Origin of the sequence: Pseudovibrio axinellae (genome assembly GCF_900110875.1) — a bacterium.
Classification (GTDB): domain Bacteria; phylum Pseudomonadota; class Alphaproteobacteria; order Rhizobiales; family Stappiaceae; genus Pseudovibrio; species Pseudovibrio axinellae.
Window position 1 is genome coordinate 318,795 of record NZ_FOFM01000001.1, and the last position, 21,002, is coordinate 339,796.

At 49.5% G+C, this 21,002-nt stretch carries 25 protein-coding genes; 3 read left to right on the plus strand and 22 right to left on the minus strand.

The window, feature by feature from the left end:
* Position 1: 1 nt before the first annotated feature.
* The 22 genes from BMZ51_RS01410 to motA all read right to left on the minus strand — a co-directional run bounded on the left by BMZ51_RS01410 (position 2) and on the right by motA (position 17,736).
* Positions 2-634 (minus strand): hypothetical protein, encoded by a 633-nt coding sequence (locus BMZ51_RS01410; RefSeq protein WP_068007052.1) that lies wholly within the window; start codon positions 632-634, stop codon positions 2-4.
* On the minus strand, positions 631-2,319 hold the full coding sequence (fliF, locus tag BMZ51_RS01415) for a flagellar basal-body MS-ring/collar protein FliF (RefSeq protein WP_068007252.1): 1,689 nt from the start codon (positions 2,317-2,319) through the stop codon (positions 631-633). Before fliF ends, BMZ51_RS01410 begins: the two co-directional genes overlap by 4 nt.
* A 114-nt stretch (positions 2,320-2,433) precedes the next feature.
* A complete protein-coding gene (locus BMZ51_RS01420) occupies positions 2,434-2,754 on the minus strand; it encodes a hypothetical protein (protein ID WP_139201323.1) in 321 nt (106 codons plus the stop codon).
* A gap of 210 nt (positions 2,755-2,964) precedes the next feature.
* A complete protein-coding gene (locus tag BMZ51_RS01425) occupies positions 2,965-4,128 on the minus strand; it encodes a flagellin N-terminal helical domain-containing protein (RefSeq protein WP_068007046.1) in 1,164 nt (387 codons plus the stop codon).
* Positions 4,129-4,437: 309 nt separating this feature from the next.
* Positions 4,438-5,610, minus strand: a complete 1,173-nt coding sequence (locus BMZ51_RS01430) for a flagellin N-terminal helical domain-containing protein (RefSeq protein ID WP_074881688.1) — start codon at positions 5,608-5,610, stop codon at positions 4,438-4,440.
* A gap of 188 nt (positions 5,611-5,798) precedes the next feature.
* Positions 5,799-6,497 carry a flagellar type III secretion system pore protein FliP gene (fliP, locus tag BMZ51_RS01435; protein WP_420848507.1) on the minus strand — a complete coding sequence of 233 codons (699 nt, stop codon included), beginning with the start codon at positions 6,495-6,497 and terminating at the stop codon, positions 5,799-5,801.
* Between the two features lie 56 nt (positions 6,498-6,553).
* A complete protein-coding gene (locus BMZ51_RS01440) occupies positions 6,554-7,048 on the minus strand; it encodes a flagellar basal body-associated FliL family protein (protein ID WP_068010174.1) in 495 nt (164 codons plus the stop codon).
* A gap of 12 nt (positions 7,049-7,060) precedes the next feature.
* Entirely contained in the window at positions 7,061-7,771 is a 711-nt protein-coding gene (gene flgH / locus BMZ51_RS01445; RefSeq protein WP_068010175.1) for a flagellar basal body L-ring protein FlgH, read from the minus strand.
* Positions 7,768-8,319, minus strand: a complete 552-nt coding sequence (locus tag BMZ51_RS01450) for a MotE family protein (RefSeq protein WP_068010178.1) — start codon at positions 8,317-8,319, stop codon at positions 7,768-7,770. Before BMZ51_RS01450 ends, flgH begins: the two co-directional genes overlap by 4 nt.
* A 78-nt stretch (positions 8,320-8,397) precedes the next feature.
* Positions 8,398-9,522, minus strand: coding sequence for a flagellar basal body P-ring protein FlgI (flgI, locus tag BMZ51_RS01455; RefSeq protein WP_082825726.1), 1,125 nt, complete (start codon positions 9,520-9,522; stop codon positions 8,398-8,400).
* A 4-nt stretch (positions 9,523-9,526) separates the two neighbouring features.
* Complete coding sequence (gene flgA, locus BMZ51_RS01460; RefSeq protein ID WP_074881693.1) at positions 9,527-10,009, minus strand: flagellar basal body P-ring formation chaperone FlgA; 483 nt, start codon at positions 10,007-10,009, stop codon at positions 9,527-9,529.
* Between the two features lie 9 nt (positions 10,010-10,018).
* The gene (flgG, locus tag BMZ51_RS01465) at positions 10,019-10,807 is read right to left on the minus strand and encodes a flagellar basal-body rod protein FlgG (protein WP_068010182.1); all 789 of its coding nucleotides are present in this window, start codon (positions 10,805-10,807) and stop codon (positions 10,019-10,021) included.
* 24 nt (positions 10,808-10,831) lie between these two features.
* A complete protein-coding gene (gene fliE / locus BMZ51_RS01470) occupies positions 10,832-11,188 on the minus strand; it encodes a flagellar hook-basal body complex protein FliE (protein WP_068010183.1) in 357 nt (118 codons plus the stop codon).
* On the minus strand, positions 11,188-11,604 hold the full coding sequence (gene flgC / locus BMZ51_RS01475) for a flagellar basal body rod protein FlgC (protein WP_208979274.1): 417 nt from the start codon (positions 11,602-11,604) through the stop codon (positions 11,188-11,190). Before flgC ends, fliE begins: the two co-directional genes overlap by 1 nt.
* A gap of 8 nt (positions 11,605-11,612) precedes the next feature.
* Positions 11,613-12,002, minus strand: coding sequence for a flagellar basal body rod protein FlgB (gene flgB / locus BMZ51_RS01480; RefSeq protein ID WP_275078225.1), 390 nt, complete (start codon positions 12,000-12,002; stop codon positions 11,613-11,615).
* Between the two features lie 157 nt (positions 12,003-12,159).
* The gene (locus BMZ51_RS01485) at positions 12,160-12,609 is read right to left on the minus strand and encodes a hypothetical protein (RefSeq protein WP_208979212.1); all 450 of its coding nucleotides are present in this window, start codon (positions 12,607-12,609) and stop codon (positions 12,160-12,162) included.
* A gap of 39 nt (positions 12,610-12,648) precedes the next feature.
* The gene (gene flhB / locus BMZ51_RS01490) at positions 12,649-13,710 is read right to left on the minus strand and encodes a flagellar biosynthesis protein FlhB (protein WP_068010185.1); all 1,062 of its coding nucleotides are present in this window, start codon (positions 13,708-13,710) and stop codon (positions 12,649-12,651) included.
* A 55-nt stretch (positions 13,711-13,765) separates the two neighbouring features.
* Positions 13,766-14,797, minus strand: coding sequence for a flagellar motor switch protein FliG (locus BMZ51_RS01495; protein ID WP_068010189.1), 1,032 nt, complete (start codon positions 14,795-14,797; stop codon positions 13,766-13,768).
* 54 nt (positions 14,798-14,851) lie between these two features.
* Positions 14,852-15,130 carry a flagellar motor switch protein FliN gene (fliN, locus tag BMZ51_RS01500; protein WP_244271425.1) on the minus strand — a complete coding sequence of 93 codons (279 nt, stop codon included), beginning with the start codon at positions 15,128-15,130 and terminating at the stop codon, positions 14,852-14,854.
* A 134-nt stretch (positions 15,131-15,264) separates the two neighbouring features.
* Positions 15,265-15,909: a hypothetical protein gene (locus BMZ51_RS01505; protein ID WP_068010196.1), complete on the minus strand. Its 645-nt coding sequence runs from the start codon at positions 15,907-15,909 to the stop codon at positions 15,265-15,267.
* Entirely contained in the window at positions 15,890-16,855 is a 966-nt protein-coding gene (locus tag BMZ51_RS01510; RefSeq protein WP_068010199.1) for a flagellar motor switch protein FliM, read from the minus strand. The genes BMZ51_RS01505 and BMZ51_RS01510 overlap by 20 nt, the downstream gene beginning before the upstream one ends.
* Entirely contained in the window at positions 16,855-17,736 is an 882-nt protein-coding gene (gene motA / locus BMZ51_RS01515; protein ID WP_068010269.1) for a flagellar motor stator protein MotA, read from the minus strand. Before motA ends, BMZ51_RS01510 begins: the two co-directional genes overlap by 1 nt.
* A gap of 508 nt (positions 17,737-18,244) precedes the next feature.
* Here motA and flgF point away from each other — a divergent pair.
* The 3 genes from flgF to fliI are packed head-to-tail and all read left to right on the plus strand — an operon-like array spanning position 18,245 to position 20,985.
* On the plus strand, positions 18,245-18,970 hold the full coding sequence (gene flgF, locus BMZ51_RS01525; protein ID WP_068010203.1) for a flagellar basal-body rod protein FlgF: 726 nt from the start codon (positions 18,245-18,247) through the stop codon (positions 18,968-18,970).
* Entirely contained in the window at positions 18,970-19,650 is a 681-nt protein-coding gene (locus BMZ51_RS01530; RefSeq protein ID WP_068010207.1) for a hypothetical protein, read from the plus strand. The genes flgF and BMZ51_RS01530 overlap by 1 nt, the downstream gene beginning before the upstream one ends.
* 18 nt (positions 19,651-19,668) lie before the next feature.
* A complete protein-coding gene (gene fliI, locus BMZ51_RS01535; protein WP_068010209.1) occupies positions 19,669-20,985 on the plus strand; it encodes a flagellar protein export ATPase FliI in 1,317 nt (438 codons plus the stop codon).
* The last annotated feature ends 17 nt before the right edge of the window (positions 20,986-21,002 follow it).

Genomic DNA, 21,002 nt, shown 5'->3' on the forward strand with positions numbered 1-21,002 from the left:
ACTACTCTCCCAGCGTATTACGAAGCTCGTCACACCATTCGGTCAAACCAGTTGAAAGCGTCATATCAGATACTTTCAACTCTAAATCGGCGCTGGAGTTTTCAGAAAATGTGATGGTATTTGCCAGATCTCCGGCTTTTTCGCCGAATAGATCAAACAGATATTGAGGACCAGATACTTTAATGATTGCCTCGGAACTTTCGGAGAGCTGGCGCCTGAGCACCTGCACCAAAGATCCAACCGCACGTTCACGCGCATTTTCCTCTATAAAGGGCACAAGGGTCTGTGAGACCGTTTTTGACAGTGTTTCTTCGATCTCTACCAGTGACTGCTGAAAAGCTTGCTTCAGCCGCTCACCCTCGCCCTCTTTAAAAGCTTTCTCACGCGCGGCAAGCTCAACTTCAAGCTCCTCGCGCATTTTCTTGATGCGTTCATCAGCGCCCGCTTTGGCAGCTTCTTCACCCTCAGAAAAACCATTTTCATAGGCTTCGAACACGCGGTTGACCCAGTCACCACCTTCCCCGTAGCCTTTCGGCAACATGGAAATGACTTCCTGCATATCTTGCAGGTCTTTTGTGGTGACACCGGTGTCCTGCGTAAAGTCCGCTAAACAGTCATTGATGCCGCGCGTCATACGGCACGCTCCTGATCATACATCCACTGCTTCAGAATGATCGCTGTCTGCATATCATCCATCTCGACCGCACGCTCCAGCTTACGCAGGTTGTCACGGTTGACCACAGTGGTGTCTACACTTTCACCGGCGTAGCCTTCGCCGTTGGTAAAGTCAGGCAACTGACCGTTTTCGCCCTCAAACTCACCATCGCGAACTCCCGCGAGGTTAGAGTTCGCACCAGCGACCAGACCACCTTCAACACTTTCAGATTTAGGGATAAGGAAGGCCACTGCTGGGCGCAGACCAAACCAGATTATCATCAAGGTCACAATGAGAATTGCGGATGCGTTGACCACAGCACCCATATTGCGCATCAGGACATCCTGCCATGTGCGCTCCGGAATTGCAGCAAGTTGATCACCTGCGAGCATGAAGTTCACAGCAGACACCGAAACCTTATCGCCACGCGCAAGATCAAGCCCTGCCGCTGTTGCGATAATTTCTTCGATCTGTTCAACTTTTTCGGTCAAATCGACTTCCGCACCCTGAATAACCGCATCGCCTTTTTGCCCTTGGGCACGGCGCGCCATCTCTTCGAGAAGACGGTCACGATTAACCAACACGGCTACGCTCATGCGCTCAATGCGGTAATCGTCAAAAATCGTTTCAACCGTACGAGAAGAGATCTCATAGTTGGTCAACTCTTCGCGGCGCTCGTTTTCCTCAGAGGACCGTTCGCCAGATTGAGAAGACACAGCCTCTTCGGGCAGGTTTTGCTCAACTGTAGTTGGGTTTTCCAAGCTCGCGTTTTGGGAGCTTCCATTTTCGCGCACAACACGGAAAGAACGCTCAACCCGCGTCTCAGGATCATAAGAGGTTTCAGAAACGCGCTGATTATCTGTGTTTACGGCAGCAGAGACACTGACTTCGAAGTTGTTTACACCAAGATAAGGCGCCAGCGCTTGACGGATCGCGCTTTCCTTGCGGTTTGCCAGATCAGCCTCAAGCATCGCCTTGCGCCCTGTTGAGGCACTTTGCGCGTCCTCACCAGCGGCAAGAAGCTGACCTTCCGTATCCAAAACAGTAACCGCATCAGCTGTCAGCCCTGGTACGGCAGCAGCTACCAAATAGCGGATCGACTGGGCAACTGAAGTTGTTTGAACGCCCTCAGTGCGAATAAGAACAGATGCGGTTGGCTTCTGATTTTCGCGGCGAAACGTTGCTTTTTCAGGGAGAACCAGATGTACGCGCGCAGCCTTAACGCCTTGCATACTTTGAATGGAGCGGGCGACCTCCCCTTCCAGCGCGCGAATCTTTGTTACGCTTTGCATGAAAGAGGTAAGACCAAGTGAACCCATCTCGTCAAACAGCTCATAACCGGCTCCTGAACCGCGCGGCAGGCCTTTTTCAGCCAATAGCATACGCGCACGCGCTGTAGCTCCAATATTGACAGAAATCGCCGTTCCATCAGCACTTACATCAAAGGGGACACCACTGGCCTGAAGCGCCATGCCGATTTGGGTAACATCGTCCCTTTCCAGGTTGGCATAAAGCACTTCCTGATCTGGGCGGGATAACATATATGCTGCTGCGCCAATGGCAACAAACGTAAACATTGCTATAAACCCAAGCACTATCAGGCGCTTTGCGCCCAACTCTGCTAGATTGCTATAGATTTTTTCGGCGTTTTCACGAGCTGCCATTGCGACCTCTGCAGGTGTATCAATGGCGCTACCTTCGCTTTTCAACCTTGCGCGAACGTGATCTACGTCGCTCTCAGGCGGAAATCCACGGTTTCCAGAGGAAAGCTAGAGCAATTAAACGTAGGCTTCTGCGTAGGTAATCCGCTGAATGCTTGGCAAACCAAAGCTGGCAAGGCCGCAATTACGTGCTTTCAGGCCGCGACTGGCACGCTCCGCTGTTGCATTAACGGAGACAATTGCTGGGGCACAACGCTCTACAGGGCATGACTGGGCCTGTTGATCAACAAAGCCCTTTTGCGCAAGCGCGATAACCGAATTCCAAAACGCCTCCTCACCGCGCACAGCAAGTGTCAGACCTTCGGAGATTTTTGCTGATGAAAGCGCACAGGACAGCAAGTCCACTGTGCCATTTTTCTCATCTACAGAATTATTCAACTGGTTACACAACATTACGCACCGCACTCATCATCATAGTTACACGCGAAACACACTCAACGTACAGTTTCCAGTATTTTTATATTTAATCGAACTTGCCTAAACCTGACTTAATACAATTTTATCTAAAAGTTTATTCGCCATAAGCAAAAAGCCCCAGCACAAGGCCGGGGCTTCTTAAACTCAGGGTTCTCAGGAGTTGTTACCGAATTAACGGAACAGGCTGAGAATGTTTTCGGAGCCAGCGTTGGCGATGGACAGAGCCTGAATGCCGAGCTGTTCCTGGGTCTGAAGAGCTTTCAAACGTGTGGATTCTGCATTCATGTCTGCATCAACGAGCTGACCAACACCACGATCAATCGCATCTGTCAGGTTTTTCACAAACTCCATCTGCATATCAACACGTGCCTTGGCAGAACCAAGGTCGGTTGCAGCATCTGTCAAGGACTGCAACTGGCCATCAACGGCGTGGATCACAGCCTGGAGAACTTTCTTGTCTGACCCAGAGGTACCAAGCCCGCTGATGTCAAAATCAAGAACACTGTTCCCACCAAGACTATTAAATGCGTCCTCCATCTCCTGACCCAAAACTGTATTGGCACCAGTTGCAAAAAACAACGCCTTCGCATCGGTCGCATTAAAGGTGGTTGCCGCAGTACCCGTCAGAGTATTGTAGTGATCAATAATTGCTTGTTTGTAAAGCTCAGCCTCCAGACCATGCACTTCGGTACCTGTCACGATCGTGAGTGTATCCATATCACCAGCAGTAACGATAGCAATCTTGGCAACATCAAACCCAGCGCCCATCAGATCCTGAGAGAGGATACCATTGTCAGTTGTACCATTTGTATCAACAAGCACGATGGAGGAGGTGTCAACGGAAATGGTCTCGATGGTGACATTGCCGTTTGCATCACGGGTAAAGGAACCGGTGATTTCCTTGTTCAGGTTGTCGGCAACCATGTCCTGCTGCAGCCAGTTCTGACCAGAAAAGCTTGCTGAAGAGGCGATGGTTTTCAACTGATCCTGAAACTGGGTCAGTGCGGACTGGATCTTACCTTTGTCAACCGTATCATCGGTTGCTGTGGTCATGTTGCTGACCATGTCTTTCATTTGCTCAACAGCGTTATCCATTGCTGTAAAAGCAACGTCAACGGTTGCTGCACCCAGACCAATAGCATCCTGCACAGCGGAAAGTGCCGCATTGTCAGAACGCATGGTTGTTGCGATGGACCAGTATGCAGCATTGTCAGATGCATCAGCTACACGCATACCAGTGGAAATGCGGTTCTGAGTTTCTGCCATGCTGTCACTGATGCCACGCAGAGTGGTCAACGCAACCATTGCGGAGGTGTTTGTTAAAAGAGAAGACATATTATGTGCCCCTAAAATACTTAAAAAACTGGGACATTCCGGTTCTAAATGCCGGCGCTACAGAATTGCATCATACACTTTGGAAAACCAAAGTCTGTAACATGAAAAAAATTGATGCATAAGCCTTGTGTGAAGCTGACTATTATCTAAGTATCCCCCTCATCCCTCAGCCATACATAACTACCGATACGGCACTTAATCCAAGCACTTAACCAAATGCAGTCACTACGCGATCATCACCAAACGCAAAAGCCCCGGCAACTAGGCCGGGGCTTCTTAGTCTCAGGGTTCTCAGGAGTTGTTACCGAATTAACGGAACAGGCTGAGAATGTTTTCGGAGCCAGCGTTGGCGATGGACAGAGCCTGAATGCCGAGCTGTTCCTGGGTCTGAAGAGCTTTCAAACGTGTGGATTCTGCATTCATGTCTGCATCAACGAGCTGACCAACACCGCGATCAATCGCATCTGTCAGGTTCTTGACGAACTCCATCTGCATATCAACACGCGCCTTGGCAGAACCAAGATCGGTAGCCGCATCAGTCAAGGACTGCAACTGACCATCAACGGCACCAATTACGGCCTGAAGAACAACTTTGTCCCCCGCAGACGTACCAAGACCACCGATATCAAAATCAAGCACATTGGTACCACCAAGGTCACCCAATGCATCAACCATAGCGTCACCAAGAGCGGTGTTTGTAGCACCACCAACAGCAGTAACAAACAACAACTCTGCGTCATCACGGTCAAAAGTGGTCTTAGCAGTGCCGGTCAACGTATTGTAATGGTTGACAATCGCGAGACGATAAGCTTCCGCCTGGACACCATGCTCTTGACCTGTCGTCACGATGGTAAGCGTGGAGATGTCGCCAGCAGTACCCATAGCAATGTCGGCAAGACTAACAGCAGTGCCCATCAGATTCTGAGAGAGGATACCTTCGTCAGTTGTACCGTTTGTATCAACAAGCACAATCGAAGATGTGTCAACGGAAATGGTCTCAATGGTGACATTGCCGTTTGCATCACGGGTAAAGGAGCCAGTGATTTCCTTGTTCAGGTTGTCGGCAACCATGTCCTGCTGCAGCCAGTTCTGACCAGAAAAGCTTGCTGAAGAAGCGATGGTTTTCAACTGATCCTGGAACTGGGTCAGTGCGGACTGGATCTTGGTTTTGTCAACCGTATCATCGGTTGCTGTGGTCATGTTGCTGACCATGTCTTTCATTTGCTCAACAGCGTTATCCATTGCTGTAAAAGCAACATCAACGGTTGCTGCACCCAGACCAATCGCATCCTGCACAGCGGAAAGTGCCGCATTGTCAGAACGCATGGTTGTTGCGATGGACCAGTACGCAGCATTGTCAGATGCATCAGCTACGCGCATACCAGTGGAAATGCGGTTCTGAGTTTCTGCCATGCTGTCACTGATGCCGCGCAGAGTGGTCAACGCAACCATTGCGGAGGTATTTGTTAAAAGAGAAGACATATTATACGTCCCTAAATTTGAATAACTGGGACATTCCGGATCTAAATGCCGGTGCTACAGAATTGCATCATGCACTTTGGAAGCCCAAAGTCTGTAACGATCTTTAGCCTCGTACATTAAGCTTACGCAAAGCTGGATAGAGAGCAAAAATAAAAAAAAGGCCTCGAAACGAGGCCTTATAGTTAATTTTAAGTAAATGATCGTATTAGCCCGCCCGTTAATAAGTACCAGCCGTCAATCAAGACGAAGAACAGCACTTTAAAGGGTAGAGAGATGACAGTGGGTGGCAACATCATCATGCCCATGGACATTGTTAGTGTTGCGACGATCATATCAATGACAACAAAGGGTAAGGCGATCAAAAAGCCAATCTCAAACCCGCGCCTTAGCTCTGAAATCATGAAGGCTGGGATGAGCACTCGCAGGTCCAGCTCCTCAAGCGGCGCGTTTTGTTCATAATTGAATGAACTCACTGCCAAATCGTCAAAAAGAACCAGATCTTTTTCACGAACATTGTCGAGCATGAACTGCCTGAAGGGCTTGGTGATTTCTGTGTAGGCCGCATTCTCTGAAATCTCTTCCTTGATCAAAGGCTGCAAACCATTCTTCCAGGCTGCGTCGAATGTGGGCGCCATCACATAAAACGTCATAAAGAGAGCAAGTGAGATGAGGATGATGTTGGCAGGTGTCGTTTGCAGACCGATGCCAGAACGCAAGAAGGACAGAGCGACCACAAAACGGGTGAAGCTGGTGACCATGATCAAGATGCCTGGTGCCAACGAGAGCACTGTCAGGATCATGACATATTGGATGATGCGCCCACTTGCAGAAGCCTCGCCTGCCGGAAGCAAGTCGCCTAGGTTAAGCTCCTGTGCCTGGGCTGGCATTACCCAGAAAAACGCAAATACGCTCAAAAAACCCGTAAAAAACGCAAGGCAACGCATTACTGAATAACCACAGATTCAAGGACCAGTTCTTTAACGAAATTTCCGCCGCGCATCTTTGCTCGCTCGTTCAAATCATCTCTTAAGCGCAGAAGTCCGCGGGTTCCTTCAAGCTGACGCGGCCCAAGTGTGCGTGCATACAGCAGAAGATCCTGTTCAACCTGCTTTACCAGCAAAGAATGGTCCTGCTCCTCGATACCGCGCTGCATCAAAACCACAGAGGCTTCAATACGGATCCAGTTTTTGGAGGAGGACAACAGGTTTGTCACAATCGGTTTTAATGAGACAATCTGACTGCTCTCGGTATATTCAGGATTAATGAGCGCACCGCTGCTGGCCTTTTGCTCATCCAGATACTTGCTATGTACTTGATCAACAAGCGCTGATCCCATTGCCATGCCGCCAAGACCGGCGCATGTTGTTACGATCGCTGCAGCAATTACGATACCCGCCCAAGCATTATCGGAGGACGGCAACTGTGGTTTAAGAGCCATTTTTGCCTCCCCCTAAAGCGGACTAATTACATCCAAAATCTGCTGACCAATACTAGGTTGCTGCACTTCCGTCACACGACCGCGCCCCCCATAAGAAACGCGAGCCTCAGCGATTTTGTCATACTCAATGGTATTGCGACCGGTGATATCTTCAGGACGCACAATGCCAGCAACAGAAAGCACACGAACCTCGAAGTTCACACGGACCTCTTGCTGACCAGAAATGATAAGGTTTCCGTTACCCAGCACTTTGGTAACAACAGCAGCAATAGAGAGTTCAATCTCCTCACTACGGTCAATTGCACCCTCACCTTTACTGCTTGAAGCCCCTGTACCCGACAGGCTGGCACTTGCATCGCCAGAACTTGTCCCGCCCCAGGCAAATGCGCCTGTGACGCCGGTGGAACTGGAGGCGTCGCGCGAGCGTTCGCTAGAATTATCAAGCTTCGCCTTATCGTCAATCTTGATGGCAACAGTCAGAACATCCCCCACAGACTTCGCTCTAGGGTCCCTGAAAAAGTCCTGCTCACCATCGGCCCATAGACCATGATAGGCGCGTTTATTTTTCGCATCTGACTTTGCTAAAGTGTTTGGCAAGCTCGCAACATTGGGCTGCAGCCCCTGCCCCAACGGCGTGAGTTCAGGTTCCTGACCGACATTTTTCATAGCACTACAGCCAGAGAGCAAAACGGCGGTGAGTATACAAACCAAGGTACGCTTCACTGCGACACTCCTAAATTTTGTTGTGCGGCCTTTCGAGCTGTGAACTCTGCCATCAAGTCCGTGAGATAAGCTGCACGCTCTGAAGACAGTTCAGCCAATACCGAGCTCGCTTTGCGCGCTTTCATCTGCAACAGAATGGAAATCGCGGTTTCATCATCGAGTGACGTCAGCTGCAACGCCGCCGCGTCCGGGCGCATATTCGCATAAATTTCAACGACATGACCTTCGGCGCGTTGCAATATCTCATCACGGCGCTTCACCCAGCTGCGTAATTCGGCAACCTTGGCATCAAGCACTGCGATTTTCGCTTTCATCTGATGTTCAACATCGAAAAGCGCTCGCATCTGCCATGCAATTCGTGCGTCGGCTGATTGGTCTGCTATAGCTTCACAATAGTTCTTGGCGAGCTCAATCGCAGCCTCTAGGTCATCGACCTCATCGCTGTTACTTTGCGCCTGCACATTTGCAACAGAAATGCACAACCCAAGAGACACCGCGGCACACTTAAGGGGAAGAATTTTCTTCTTAGAGAGCTTTAGGAGAGGCATTACAACTCAGTTCCGATAGGTTTAGCGGTACATTGAAGCCACAAGCTTGCCTGTGGCTTATCCAATTGCCATGTGGCTCTATTTGACCACCAGAGCAGCCTGAAGAGCCCCTGCCTGCTTAATCGCCTGAAGAATTGCGATTATACCACTTGGCTTCAGGCCAATACGATTGAGCCCCCTCACCAAGGTCTGCAGATCCGTGCCACCAATAAGCTGCAACTGACCATCTTCTTGCTGAACTTCAATGTCAGTGCGAGGCACAACCACGGTTTCACCCTGAGTGGAAAACGGAGATGGCTGCGAAACCTCAGGTCGCTCAGACACCCGTACTGTTAGGTTTCCATGCGTCACCGCGACCGTTGAAATGCGAACATTCTGGCCAATGACCACTGTGCCTGTTCTTTCATCAACCACCACGCGAGCGGGTGTATCAGGCTGGACCATCAGGCCTTCAATCTGAGAAACGAAGCGAACAGAGCTAATACCTGCGGGACGCTGAACCTGCACAGAGCGGTAGTCCAGCTCGCTTGCCAGCTTCATACCGTACCTGTTTAATGAAAACGCATTGATTGCATCAGTCACTCTGACAGCGGTCTTAAAGTCTGGGTTTTTCAACTCGAGAACCAGCTGCGGCATTGAGCTGAAGTAGTCAGGCAGTGTCTTCTCGATTAACGCACCATTTGGCACATAACCAGCAGTTGGAACGCCTTGCGTCAGACTGGATGCATCACCTTCTGCCAAAAAGCCAGAGATAGATATAGAGCCCTGACCGACTGCATACACATTCCCATCAGCCCCCATCAAAGGCGTCACCAGAAGGGTACCACCTTGCAAGGATTTTGCATCCCCAAGTGAGCCGACCGACACATCGATCCGGGCGCCATTCCCAATGAAGGGCGGGAGTTCGGCCGTTACAACAACAGCTGCAACGTTGCGCGCATTCAAGCTAGCTTCTCTAACGTTCACCCCCATGCGCTCCAGCATCGATTGCAAAGATTGCTCGGTGAACGGTGAATTACGCATGGTATCACCCGACCCATTCAGGCCGATCACAATACCATAGCCAACCAACTGATTTGAGCGCATGCCACGCAAGTCAGCGATATCTTTGATGCGAACGAGTGCAGAAGCGCTTTCGACGACCATAAACAAGGCAAAACAAGCAAAGCAGAAAGCTCTGAGAGAACGACCTACAAGACGCACGATATTATTCTCCTTCAGCCAGCAAGGAACCATCTTCCTGCACCTTGCCTAAAACACTTAAGCCTGTATCGGGATTACGCACCCTGATATTCGTTCCGATTGACCCAGATTCCTGCGCCTCAACGATGGCGCGAATTTCCAGCCCGTTTTCTTTAAAGACCAACAAGACCGAAGAACCACGCTTGACGACAACTGGCTCCTGCACCGCATTGTTGGGAATAGGTTTTCCTGGAAAAAGGGTGCGGCGCGCTTCCAGGCCCACAACATTTTCCATGCGATGAACGACCGAAAGCTGAGCGACTGATTTAGCGTAGAAACCATGCTCGCGAAGCATGCCTGCTTCAATTGTATCGCCGGGGTAAATCATCATGGCCGGCACCGGCAGCTTCACGACCTCGCGCCCACCTGCGGCTGGTGCCGCTGTCGATGACAGAGACACGCAACACAATAGCACAGCGGCGCGAATAAAACGCTTCGTAGCATTCATTATGGTGTCCTAGCGAATGCCCTTGGACACAGTTCCAGCCATATCATCAGCTGCCTGAATGACCTTCGAATTCATCTCATATCCACGCTGAGCGCTGATCAAGCTAGTAATTTCTTTAACTGGGTCAACGTTAGCGCCTTCAAGGTAGCGCTGACGAATTACACCCAAAGGTCCCTCGCCTGCGATACCAGCATTTGGCGCGCCAGAAGCTTCAGTTTCGCGGAAGAGATTTCCGCCAATCGCTTTCATGCCTGCATTATTTACGAAGCTGGTGAGACTCAGCTGACCGATACTGGTCGCTGGACTGCCATCTGCAAAGGTAGCAAAGACCTCACCACTTTCATTGATGGTCATCTCAGTCGCATCAAGTGGGATAGTGATACCGGGCTGAACTTCGTAGCCATCCAATGTCACCAAGGCACCTTCACCGTTGACATTAAATGCACCTGCCCGTGTATAAAGCGCCTCGCCGTCAGGCCCACTCACCTCGAACCAGCCCTGACCGTCGATCGCCAAATCAAAAGTGTTATTTGTGTGGTTCATTGGCCCCTGCGAATGAAGACTGCGAACAGCTGCGGTACGAACACCAAGCCCCTGCTGAATACCTTCTGGAACTGGCGCGGCTCCGCCGCGATTTGCGACACCCGCAGCGCGATCCACCTGATACAGCAGATCAGAAAATTCCGCGCGCGATCCCTTAAAGGCCGTGGTATTCATGTTGGCAATATTATTAGAAATCACTTCTAGGTTTGTTTGCTGAGCAGACATACCCGTCGCGGCAATAGCAAGAGCTTTCATGGGAGGAACCTTCTTTCAAAAACTTTAAATGCTCATCCGAGCGAATTCTTGATAGGCCTCAACGACCTTATCACGCACAGCAACTGCACTCTTCAAGGAAAGCTCTGCCTTCATCACGGCTTCAACCACCTTTTGCGCAGAAACTTCGCCGCGCACGCCAGCTACAGAAGTGGCTTCAGCAGTTTTCAGATCGCCAGCAGTTTCACGAACGACATCCGCCATGGTATCTGCGAAGCTGCCCTGCACTCCCTGAGTAGCTTGAGTTTCCTGCGCTCCGCCAACAAGATATTGGCGAGTACGCGCAACAGAAGAAACGTCATTTACACCACTGGTAAACGTTGAAACGCGTGACACAGCACTCAAGGCTGAAAAATCCGCCATTACCTAGACCTCAACAAATCGATTGTACGGGTAATCATTTCTCTCGATTTAACCATCATTTGCAGGCCAGCCTCATAAGAACGAGAAGCTTCACGCATATCTGCAAGTTCAATCAGAGTATTCACATTTGGATACTTAACGTTGCCGTTCTCATCAGCAGCAGGGTGCGAAGGATCAAATTCAATCCGATAATCACCCTTGTCCGTTCCGATATCTTTCACAGCAACAAGGTTTGCGTCCAGAGCCCGGTCAACCTCACTTTTGAAAGTGATCGTTTTACGCTGATAGGGGGTTGCGCCGGGAGTATCGCCCGTTGACTGCACATTCGCCAGATTTTCAGAAACAACACGCATTCGCTGCGACTGCACCCTCAAACCCGAAGAAGAAATCTTCATTGAAGCAACAAGTGGATCGATCATCAGCCCTATCTCCCTAAGCTCGTTTTCATCAAACCGTAAAATGACCCAACAAGCTCAGTATTGAGAGCGTGCTGTCGAGCAACTTCACCAGATTTGATCAGCTCTTGCTCAAGAGAGACGGAGTTATCAGAGACCGTAACCTGCCACGCTTCACCATCATTGACACGAACGCGTCGAGAATTAGTCGCACCTTCGCTGATATGGCCTGACTGCGTAGCAGCCATCTGCATACTCGTCTTATCTAAAACGTCTTTAAAAGGCTCAACATCTTTACTTGCAAAACCAGGAGTATCAACGTTCGCGATATTTTCGGAAATTGCTGACTGTCGAACTGACAACCATGAATTCTGCCGCGAAACCAAATTGAAAAGATATACGGGCTCCAAAAACTCCACTCCACTACAAAAAACTGCTCACAATGACATAGCAGCGCAATCTTGTCCGTAGCTGGTGGAATCAATAGTCCCGTAAAAAGCAAAAAAGATATACTTGGTAAGTCAAGTATATCTTTTTATCTTAAAATTTTATATTAATAAAGGGTTAACGGTGCATTTAAGAGGCAATACGCGCCTCAGTAAGCGCAGTTTCCAGCCGTTTAGTATTTTCCTGCGGGTCTTGAGAGGGCTGGTCAAAAGCGATGAACTTGACATCAATGGCCGAATTCAGAGCCAGCAAAAACAGATGAAATATGACATTCACACCATTATGAGCAAACTTCATATGGAGGCAAACCGTTACATTTCCGTTCCAGTTCAAATCGATCGAGGACGTACCGGCGTAGGTCAATGTATCAGGCTTGAAATAGAGCTCCGAAGAAGATGCAAGCAAATCAGTTAAGTTTGCAGCCTCACTTGATAGAATATGGCGAGCCAGTGACGACAGATCACAAAGACGCAACTCAGCAGCGATTGGCTTCATCGCATTTGCAATCAAGGTCTCGCGCAAAACATCCTCTGATTTTGCAGGCAAGTCGGTATTCTTTAATATGGTCTTAGTGGACAAAGTACCCTCGCAAGACAGAAACACGTATTGATAATGCCTTTAACGCTTTAAATATACATATGAAATAATTTCAGCCACCGCACGATAATATTCCTCTGGAATACTCTGTTCTATCTCTACGGCCGCATAAAGTGAACGTGCTAATTGTCGATCTTCTACGACGGGAACATCGTGGATATAGGCAAGCTCTTTAATTTTGAGTGCGATGATATCCTGGCCTTTTGCAACGACCCTGGGCGCACGCTCCCCTTCACGGTCGTAATACAATGCAACTGCAAAGTGGGTTGGGTTAGCAACCACGACTGTTGCATCCTGAACAGAAGACATCATACGCTTGCGCGCCCTGTCGCGTGCAATTGAACGCAACCGGGCTTTAATAAGCGGATCACCTTCCGCCTGCTTAAACTCGTCCTTCAACTCTTGATGAGACATACGAAGGTTTTTGCGCCACTGAAAGCGCGACAAGGCCAAGTCAAACCCAACAAGAAAAATCGTTGCAATGCAGATTCCGGAAAGTAGCGTCATTGCGACAGAAAGAATGAGCTGCGGAAGCTGGCTCGGATCACTGTACATAGCCGTTAAGGCGACGGCTTGCTGAGACTTCAAAACCAACATAGCAACAACAACGATTGTTATGAGCTTGAAGAGCGACTTAACAAACTCCATTGCACTGTTGATGCTAAAGAGCTTTCCGAATCCCTTTTTTAAGGAGATCTTGCTCAGTTTTGGTTCGATTCTATCCAGTACAAGTCGTGGTGTATTTTGCATGAAGGATGACGCCAGCCCGAAGAAAACAAACAGCGCTACAATTGGACCAAGAAACCAAACCAACTCCAAGGCAACCGCGTTCATCAATAGAAGCGGCTCTGCGGAGCTGTTGAAACGGATTTCACCTGGACTGTCCAAAAACCACTTGAGAAAATGCACCAAGCCTTGCGCTTTATCGACCGCAATAAAGGAAAGAACAAGCAACAAAGCCAGCAGAGAAGCGAGCACTGATGCCTCTTTGGAGACAGGGATATTCCCTTTCTCCGTGGCATCACGAACCTTCTTCTCCGTGGGTTCCTGTGTTTTGCTATCTTGATCCTGGTCTTCAGACATGAAACCTGCCGCTTCTCAAGGTGTTTTGACAAACTTACACAGTCACGCTGCAGCTTTAGACGTAGATTTCTTCTCCACGTCCTATCTCAAGATCAATCTCACCAGCATTGGCTTTTTCGAGAGCAAGATCGGTAATCTCACGACGAGCATCCATGACCTCACGCTGCGTCATCGGTTCACCGGAGGCAAGATCATTTTCAACGATCCGACGTGCACGAGATGCCATACTTGCAAGGATCGCCTGACGGAACTCAGGTGCAGTACCTTTAAGAGCCGACGTGATAACTTCACTAGTGACATCATCAAAGATAGCTGTTCGAGTACGCAGATCCAGGTTCTGGATATCTTCAAAGGTGAAGAGAAGACCAGCGAGCTGCTCTGCAGATTTCGGCAGTGCTTCACGCAAGTTACTCAACGTGTCTTCAAGATCATCACGTTCCATCTTATTGAGGATATCAGCCATGCGAACATGGGCATCAGTACCCACGGTTCTTGCAAAGTTGACCATGAAGTCTTCGTGCAATGTCTTTTGCACTTCTTCCATGATGTCTTCAACAATAGGCTTAAGAGTTAACATCCGCCGAACAATCTGATTCCGCTTTCTTCGAGGGATCTGCGAAATCACGCGCGCTGCGCCATTTGCGGAAATCTTAGAAAGAATAACAGCTGCGGTCTGCGGATGCTCTTTTTGCAGATAAGTCGACAAAACATGCTCTGAGATTTGTGAAACCTTGTCCCAGATTGAACGCTTGGAATAACCCATAACGTCGGACATGATTTCGGCAACCTGGTCCTCAGGCAAAATGCCCTTCAGAAGGCTCTCAGCACCTTCGGCTGTGCCAAACAAATTTACACCGCCAGAGAAAAGTTCGATGAACTCTTCAATCAACCCATCTAGTTCACTGGCAGGCACTGTACCTAGGTCTGCAGCAGCGCGGATGATCATCCGCATTTCATCATTGTCGAAATGCTTCAGAACACGGGTCGCATTGTCACTCCCCATAGCCAACAGCAAAGCCGCCGCTTTCTGATGACCATTTTTTCTGGAAATGACGCTACCCATTTCAGCTGGAACAACACTGTTCATTATCTACGCGCCTCGGATACAAAAATTCATTCAAGCACAGCACTTTTGGTGGGGTTAGGCGTAACTGCCTTTTGCACCCACAATCTCTGTCAGTGACACTCCAAACCGGGAGTTATCGTCCTCGACCACAACGATCTCACCGCGTGCCACAGTTCTACCATTCACGACAATGTCGACAGGTTCACCCACACGATGATCCAGCGGAATGACCGCTCCGCGCCCAAGCTTCAACAAACTCGCCACCGGCATCGTCGCAGAACCAAGCACGACCTGCATATCAACAGGGATACCGAGAACTGCATCCAGATTTCGGTCAACGTTCTCGTCACTCATTCCTTTTTCGGCAACAGGAGTGCTAGGCTGAGCTGTTGCAGCAGGCGCTGCCATATCGATATCCATCTCGGCTTCAGAAGCAGCAGCTTCCCATTGCAGCGCGAGGGCTTCATCACTCATTTCGTTTGAGCTGCTCATTGCGGATCACTCTCCTTCTCGGGACCTTCTTCGTCCTTTACACTTACAGACCTGAATGTGGCGCTTTGGCCGAAAGAAACTTTTCGAACACGAACATTCTGATTATCAATTGCAGAGACTGCGGTGTTTTCACTTTTTTCTGGTGGAGCCGCTTTACTAAGACCACCGGTCAAGAGCAAAGCCGCCGCGTTTGACGAAGACCTTGAGACAGACTTTTGCTTTACCTTCGCCTGCCTTGGTACGCTACCAGAGCGCCGCCCACGATCACCACCTGGTTTTGGTGGGGCATCATCCATACTGATACCAATTTCGCCACTCTTTTTGCTTAGCCACTCAATGTGCTCTTGCAGCGCCTTCATTTCTGTTTGCGCCTGCAAAATCACACCGGAAATATCAACAGTGGTCTCGCGAGCTTCGTCAATTCGCAGGCCCAGATTGGTCAAAATCTCTTCTCCGCGAACGCGGATTTCCTGCAAAGACAGCCCGATGTTATCCATCGCCTCAGTGGTCTGATCAAAGATCCTCTGGTAGTCCTCATGATAGCCAGACAGCTTTTTGAGCTGCCGGTACATCACAATGACGCGCCAAGTTGTAAGCGCCAGAGCAAACAGTAAAAATCCATCAATTAGATAAGATATCATCGAGAAGTTCCCCTTCCTGCTCGATCAGCTCTTCAACCCGCACTGTGTAGGACCCGGCAACCTGCCCAAGGCGACAATTAAATAGCGGTTGGCTATTACACTCAAGCTGGACAGCTGTTTTTGGGGTCGCGTTCAGCTCAAGAACAAGACCAACCTCAAACTGCGCAACCTCCTCAAGCGTCAAACGCTGTTCCTCAAGTATCGCAGTCAGCTTAACCTCAGTGCGCTGAACTTCCTGCTGGAACTGCTTGGTCCAACGCGTATCACGGCCCGCAACCTCGCCAGACAACACTTGTGTCAAATTCTCTCGAAGAGGATTCAGAACAGACTGAGGTATGATGACAAAAATCTCACCCTCACGCCCGATGATCTCTGCAGTCATTTTAGCAAGCACACACGGATTACTCTTACGCCCCGTCTGAGCAAACTCCATTCTGTTTTCGAGTCGCTCAACCTTCAGCGATGTATCCGCGATGGCTTCAAACGCTGTCTCCAACGCTGTCGCCGCCTCCTCAAACATCCGATAGGCCAGGCGCTGCTCGACATTCGTTAGTGCACGATCTTCAAGGAAAGCTTCTTCCTCTCCATCACCACCGAGCAAAACTTCAACCATCGAGAAGATAAAGGCCCGATCAAAGCCAAGCAAAATACGAGCATCCCACTCCTGGGCATGCAGCACCGCCACAACAGCACGATCTTCGTATTGCTCGAGCGCATCACCGATACGTTCATTGGAGACTGACTGCACAGCAAGGTAAGGAGCTGTCGCAGCCATCTGCCGAAGTGTATCGATATATTGACGTGCCATGCGGTCAAAGACCACATGAAGCATCGGCAAACGATCAACACCAAGACCAGCAGCATCGAGAAGGCGAGAAGGGAGATCAACCTTAGCGCTTTCCGCACTAATGACCTCATCATTCATATCAAGCTCTTGCGGCTCCATTACGCCTCACCTCCAGCAGACACCACAGGGCCGGCGTTCATTGTCTCTGCCTCAACCTCGTCAATCGTCGGACGATCATCCGCACCGATTGTCTTACGGCCATGCTCCAGCGCGATTTGCGGCGCCGCACCATTCATAAAGGCAAGCAGAGTTTGCTTCACTTCGATGTATAGGCGGTAACGCTGCTCACGAATGGATTTAATCTTGACCGCGATTGGACTAACAATCCCATAGGACAAGAAGATTCCAAGGAATGTCCCCACAAGAGCTGCACCGATCAAGCTGCCCAAGATTTCAGGCTCCTGGTCAATAGCACCCATTGCTTTCACAATACCAAGGACAGCAGCAACAATCCCGAGAGCGGGTAGCGTTTCCGCCACAATACTCAAAGCCTGATAAGGCTTCATCTCTTCACGACCCAGAGTATGCAACTCTTCATCCATCAGAGCTTCAATCTCATGAGGGCGGACATTTCCGATGATAATCAGACGGAAATAATCGCAAATGAAACTCGTTAGAGAGACATTCCCAAGCACCCTTGGAAAACGCTGAAAAAGATCAGATTCTTCAGGGTTATCAATAATCTGCTCTACGTCATTTCGACCCTTCGCACGAAGAGTTCTCATGAGCCCATAGAGCACACTTAATGTATCAAGGTGATCTCTTTTTTTGGGCTTTGCATTTAACAAAGCCTCATGAATACCACGACCGGTATCCTTTATTGTTTTGAAGGTATTCGCCACCACAAAGGTACCGAAGGCAGCCCCTCCAACAATAAGCAGCTCAAAAGGTTGCCATAGCACCTTCATATAGCCGCCCATAGCAACATAACCACCAATTATGGATCCAATAACGATCACGAGGCCAACTAGGATATTCAATTTGCGCTCCACACACTCAACCGGACAAGCACTTTTCTCAGCTTGTGGTAGCGAGGCATACTTGTCCGAAACTGGCGTTGTGAAAATCAAATTGCATGCAAATGGGCTACAGGTTCAGACAAGGCATCTCGATCATTCTGTCGCCCTATTTAAGTTCGGGCGGGTTTGACATGATCTATGCCAAAAGCAAGATATGTAGTTTTTTCCAAGACAGCACGTCTGAAACCTACGACTGTAAAGAAACAGTCATGGGCATAAACAAAAACAAACGAAAGCACTTGAGTATCGTTTCAGATCAACGAATTTATCAAGTTGTTTCAAGGCCCAAAACAAATATCTTTAGACGTCCCGAGCAATTTTACGGAATTCTTGGGGTTTTCGTTCTTTTCTATCAAACAAAGAATGAACGATGCATCTCACCAATAGTTCACCTATTTGCACCTGCGGGTTTCGGAATTGATCCAGCTCCTGCAGCTCTAGTGAACACAACCAGACTTGGAATCTGACGATGGTAGTTTCTTCACTTTATGTCTCATTATCTGGGCAAATGGCTCTGGAACGTCGGCTTGAAACAGTGGCACGAAATGTCGCCAATATGGAGACAACGGGATACCGGGCCGACGAGGTGAAATTTGATAGCCTTGTAAAACGCCCAGGCGAAGACCCGGTTGCATTTGCGTCCACCGGGAAAACTTATATCTCAACGCAGCCAGGTGAGATTAAGCAAACGGGCAACACGCTTGATGTGGCAATTGAAGGCGAGGGCTGGCTCGGTATTCAGACCGGGAATGGCATTGCCTATACGCGAGATGGTCGTTTTCAAGTTGCCACCGACGGAATCTTGAGAAGCATTGAAGGCAACCCTATACTGGATAACGGAAATGCACCTATCGTTCTGGATCCGCTTGGTGGTTCGCCAGAAATCTCCAAGGATGGCACTATTTACCAAGAAGGTCGTCAAGTTGGCGTGCTTGGTCTGTTTTCAATCCCTCAAAACGCTCAGCTTAGCCGTACAGGAAATTCGGGCGTTATACCGGATACCTTGGTTGAACCAGTGCAAGATTTTACTGAAAATGGTTTTGCTCAGGGCTTTGCCGAGGGCTCCAACATCAATCCAATTGCAGAAATCACTAAGCTGATTACCATCACTCGCGCTTTTGAAAGCACGAATTCGATGATGCAGAGCGTTGAAAGCATTCGTCAGCAAACTATTAAGAAGCTCGGAGAGGGTTAATGGCGGTACATCCAGTTAACTCATTCCCGTCCGCAGCGGGCGAAGACCGCTCGATTAGCGGTCCGAGCGCCCCAAAGACATCGTCTTCAGCCGAGCCATTTAGCCTTGGTGAATTCATAGATATTATCAACCCCCTTCAACATATACCCGGCGTAAACACGCTTTACCGCGAACTAACTGGCGATGAGGCATCGGTTCGATCACGAATTGCTGGCAGCTCTTTGTACGGGATGATTGCAGGCCCGTTGGGGGTAGCTGGACTTGTTGCTGGAAATATTGCTGAGATGAAGCTTGCTGGCAAACTCGACGCAGAATCAATGCCGCAAGAGGTAAATACAGCGATGAGTGTTATCGAGCAAAAGCTGAACCTAGCCAGCGCGGCACCAGAACCAGCCGTAGATATGGCAACGCCACTACAAAGGGGCACACCAATACTGCCGGTAAAAACTGGTGATATCCCTCCCCTCTTTGGAAACATAGCTTCAGCTGAAGCTATCTCGATGGGCAGCAAAGACAAACTCATCGAGGCTCTTGCAGCAAGCGATGAGAGTGATAACGAGGCTAAGGCCTCCGAGCTTCCAACCATCGACAAGCTGTCTCAAGATGCACGAAACCTGCTGCCGGAAGATCTACTTCGGCAACTTCAGGAGCGTCACCGCAATACAATTGCTCAAAGCTAAGATATCAAAAGGTTGTTTATGACCGCCCTTGAGCGCATTCAGGAACTTACCGCTCAAATTCCATCGAGTTCGTGGAATATTGAGATAAGTGGCACTCTTTGTGAGGTCACACCCAATCACCTTAGAGTTAAAGGCCTTTCTGGTGGCGTAAACCTAGGAGACCAGGTCTCCTATCTGTCCGGAACTCAAGAAGAGTTCGGAGAGGTCATCCGAATTGAGCCCGATAGCGTCCTTGTGAAACCATATGCATCCAGGTCTGACTTAGGCCTTGGAATTAAGGTTAAGCGACGCGGAGAGCTCAATTTTTATCCTGACAATAGTTGGCGCGGGCGCATTATCAATGCCTTCGGAAAGCCAATTGATGGTCTCGGAACAATGGCCGAAGGTCCGTCCCTAGCCTCCTTTAACAACCTACCCCCTCCACCTGTTCAGCGCGCGCGCGTAAAGAGTCCCGCATTGACTGGAGTTCGGGTTATGGACCTATTTACACCGATCTGCCATGGACAACGGCTCGGGGTCTTTGCCGGTTCTGGCGTAGGCAAGTCGACGCTGCTTTCGATGATTGCTCAAAGCAACACTTTCGACACTGTTGTAATCGGGCTAATCGGAGAGCGCGGCAGAGAGGTCCGTGAGTTCGTTGAGGAGACACTGGGAGATCAACTCTCAAAATCAGTGGTTGTAGTCGCTACAGGCGATGAAAGCCCTATGATGCGGCGCTTGGCCCCAAAAACTGCAATTACCGTGGCAGAGCACTTCCGCGATCAGGGGCAATCAGTTCTCCTAATATTGGATAGTGTAACACGTTACGCGCATGCACTGCGTGATGTCGCTCTTGCAGCGGGTGAACCTGCACTTTCTCGCGGCTACCCACCCAGTGTGTTTTCAGAGCTCCCTCTCCTGCTCGAACGTGCGGGACCTGGCATTGAAGGAAGCGGCATGATGACCGCAATCTTCTCAGTGCTCGTTGACGGCGATGACCATAACGATCCAGTTGCAGATAACATCAGGGGCCTGCTTGATGGGCATATTGTTTTGGACAGGCATATAGCAGAGGAAGGCCGCTACCCGGCTGTAAACGTGCTGACTTCGATCTCACGTCTAGCTCAAAGCTGCTGGTCCACGCAGGAACAAGAGCTCATCACCAAATTGAAAGCGATGATTGCAAAATTCGAAGACACAAAAGACCTTCGCATGATGGGCGGGTATAAAGAGGGCGTGGACCCTTTACTCGACCAGGCGATCGAGATTGCTCCGAAAATATACAACGCGCTTGTTCAGAGTTTAGATGCACCATCCAGTCAAGATGCATTCAATGAGTTAGCTCAGCTTCTATAACTAAAGCTTGAGAGTCC

Bases quoted from the DNA above. Each gene is read 5' to 3' on its own strand.
- BMZ51_RS01425 (WP_068007046.1), bottom strand. From the start codon at position 4,128: ATGTCTTCTCTTTTAACAAACACCTCCGCAATGGTTGCGTTGACCACT.
- fliF (WP_068007252.1), bottom strand. From the start codon at position 2,319: ATGGCAGCTCGTGAAAACGCCGAAAAAATCTATAGCAATCTAGCAGAG.
- BMZ51_RS01440 (WP_068010174.1), bottom strand. From the start codon at position 7,048: ATGGCTCTTAAACCACAGTTGCCGTCCTCCGATAATGCTTGGGCGGGT.
- BMZ51_RS01530 (WP_068010207.1), top strand. From the start codon at position 18,970: ATGGCGGTACATCCAGTTAACTCATTCCCGTCCGCAGCGGGCGAAGAC.
- BMZ51_RS01505 (WP_068010196.1), bottom strand. From the start codon at position 15,909: ATGATATCTTATCTAATTGATGGATTTTTACTGTTTGCTCTGGCGCTT.
- fliI (WP_068010209.1), top strand. From the start codon at position 19,669: ATGACCGCCCTTGAGCGCATTCAGGAACTTACCGCTCAAATTCCATCG.
- fliE (WP_068010183.1), bottom strand. From the start codon at position 11,188: ATGGCGGATTTTTCAGCCTTGAGTGCTGTGTCACGCGTTTCAACGTTT.
- flgG (WP_068010182.1), bottom strand. From the start codon at position 10,807: ATGAAAGCTCTTGCTATTGCCGCGACGGGTATGTCTGCTCAGCAAACA.
- BMZ51_RS01430 (WP_074881688.1), bottom strand. From the start codon at position 5,610: ATGTCTTCTCTTTTAACAAATACCTCCGCAATGGTTGCGTTGACCACT.
- flgF (WP_068010203.1), top strand. From the start codon at position 18,245: ATGGTAGTTTCTTCACTTTATGTCTCATTATCTGGGCAAATGGCTCTG.
- BMZ51_RS01450 (WP_068010178.1), bottom strand. From the start codon at position 8,319: ATGCCTCTCCTAAAGCTCTCTAAGAAGAAAATTCTTCCCCTTAAGTGT.
- BMZ51_RS01410 (WP_068007052.1), bottom strand. From the start codon at position 634: ATGACGCGCGGCATCAATGACTGTTTAGCGGACTTTACGCAGGACACC.
- BMZ51_RS01510 (WP_068010199.1), bottom strand. From the start codon at position 16,855: ATGGAGCCGCAAGAGCTTGATATGAATGATGAGGTCATTAGTGCGGAA.
- fliN (WP_244271425.1), bottom strand. From the start codon at position 15,130: ATGAGTGACGAGAACGTTGACCGAAATCTGGATGCAGTTCTCGGTATC.
- BMZ51_RS01495 (WP_068010189.1), bottom strand. From the start codon at position 14,797: ATGAACAGTGTTGTTCCAGCTGAAATGGGTAGCGTCATTTCCAGAAAA.
- fliP (WP_420848507.1), bottom strand. From the start codon at position 6,497: ATGCCAGCCCAGGCACAGGAGCTTAACCTAGGCGACTTGCTTCCGGCA.
- flhB (WP_068010185.1), bottom strand. From the start codon at position 13,710: ATGTCTGAAGACCAGGATCAAGATAGCAAAACACAGGAACCCACGGAG.
- flgA (WP_074881693.1), bottom strand. From the start codon at position 10,009: ATGAATGCTACGAAGCGTTTTATTCGCGCCGCTGTGCTATTGTGTTGC.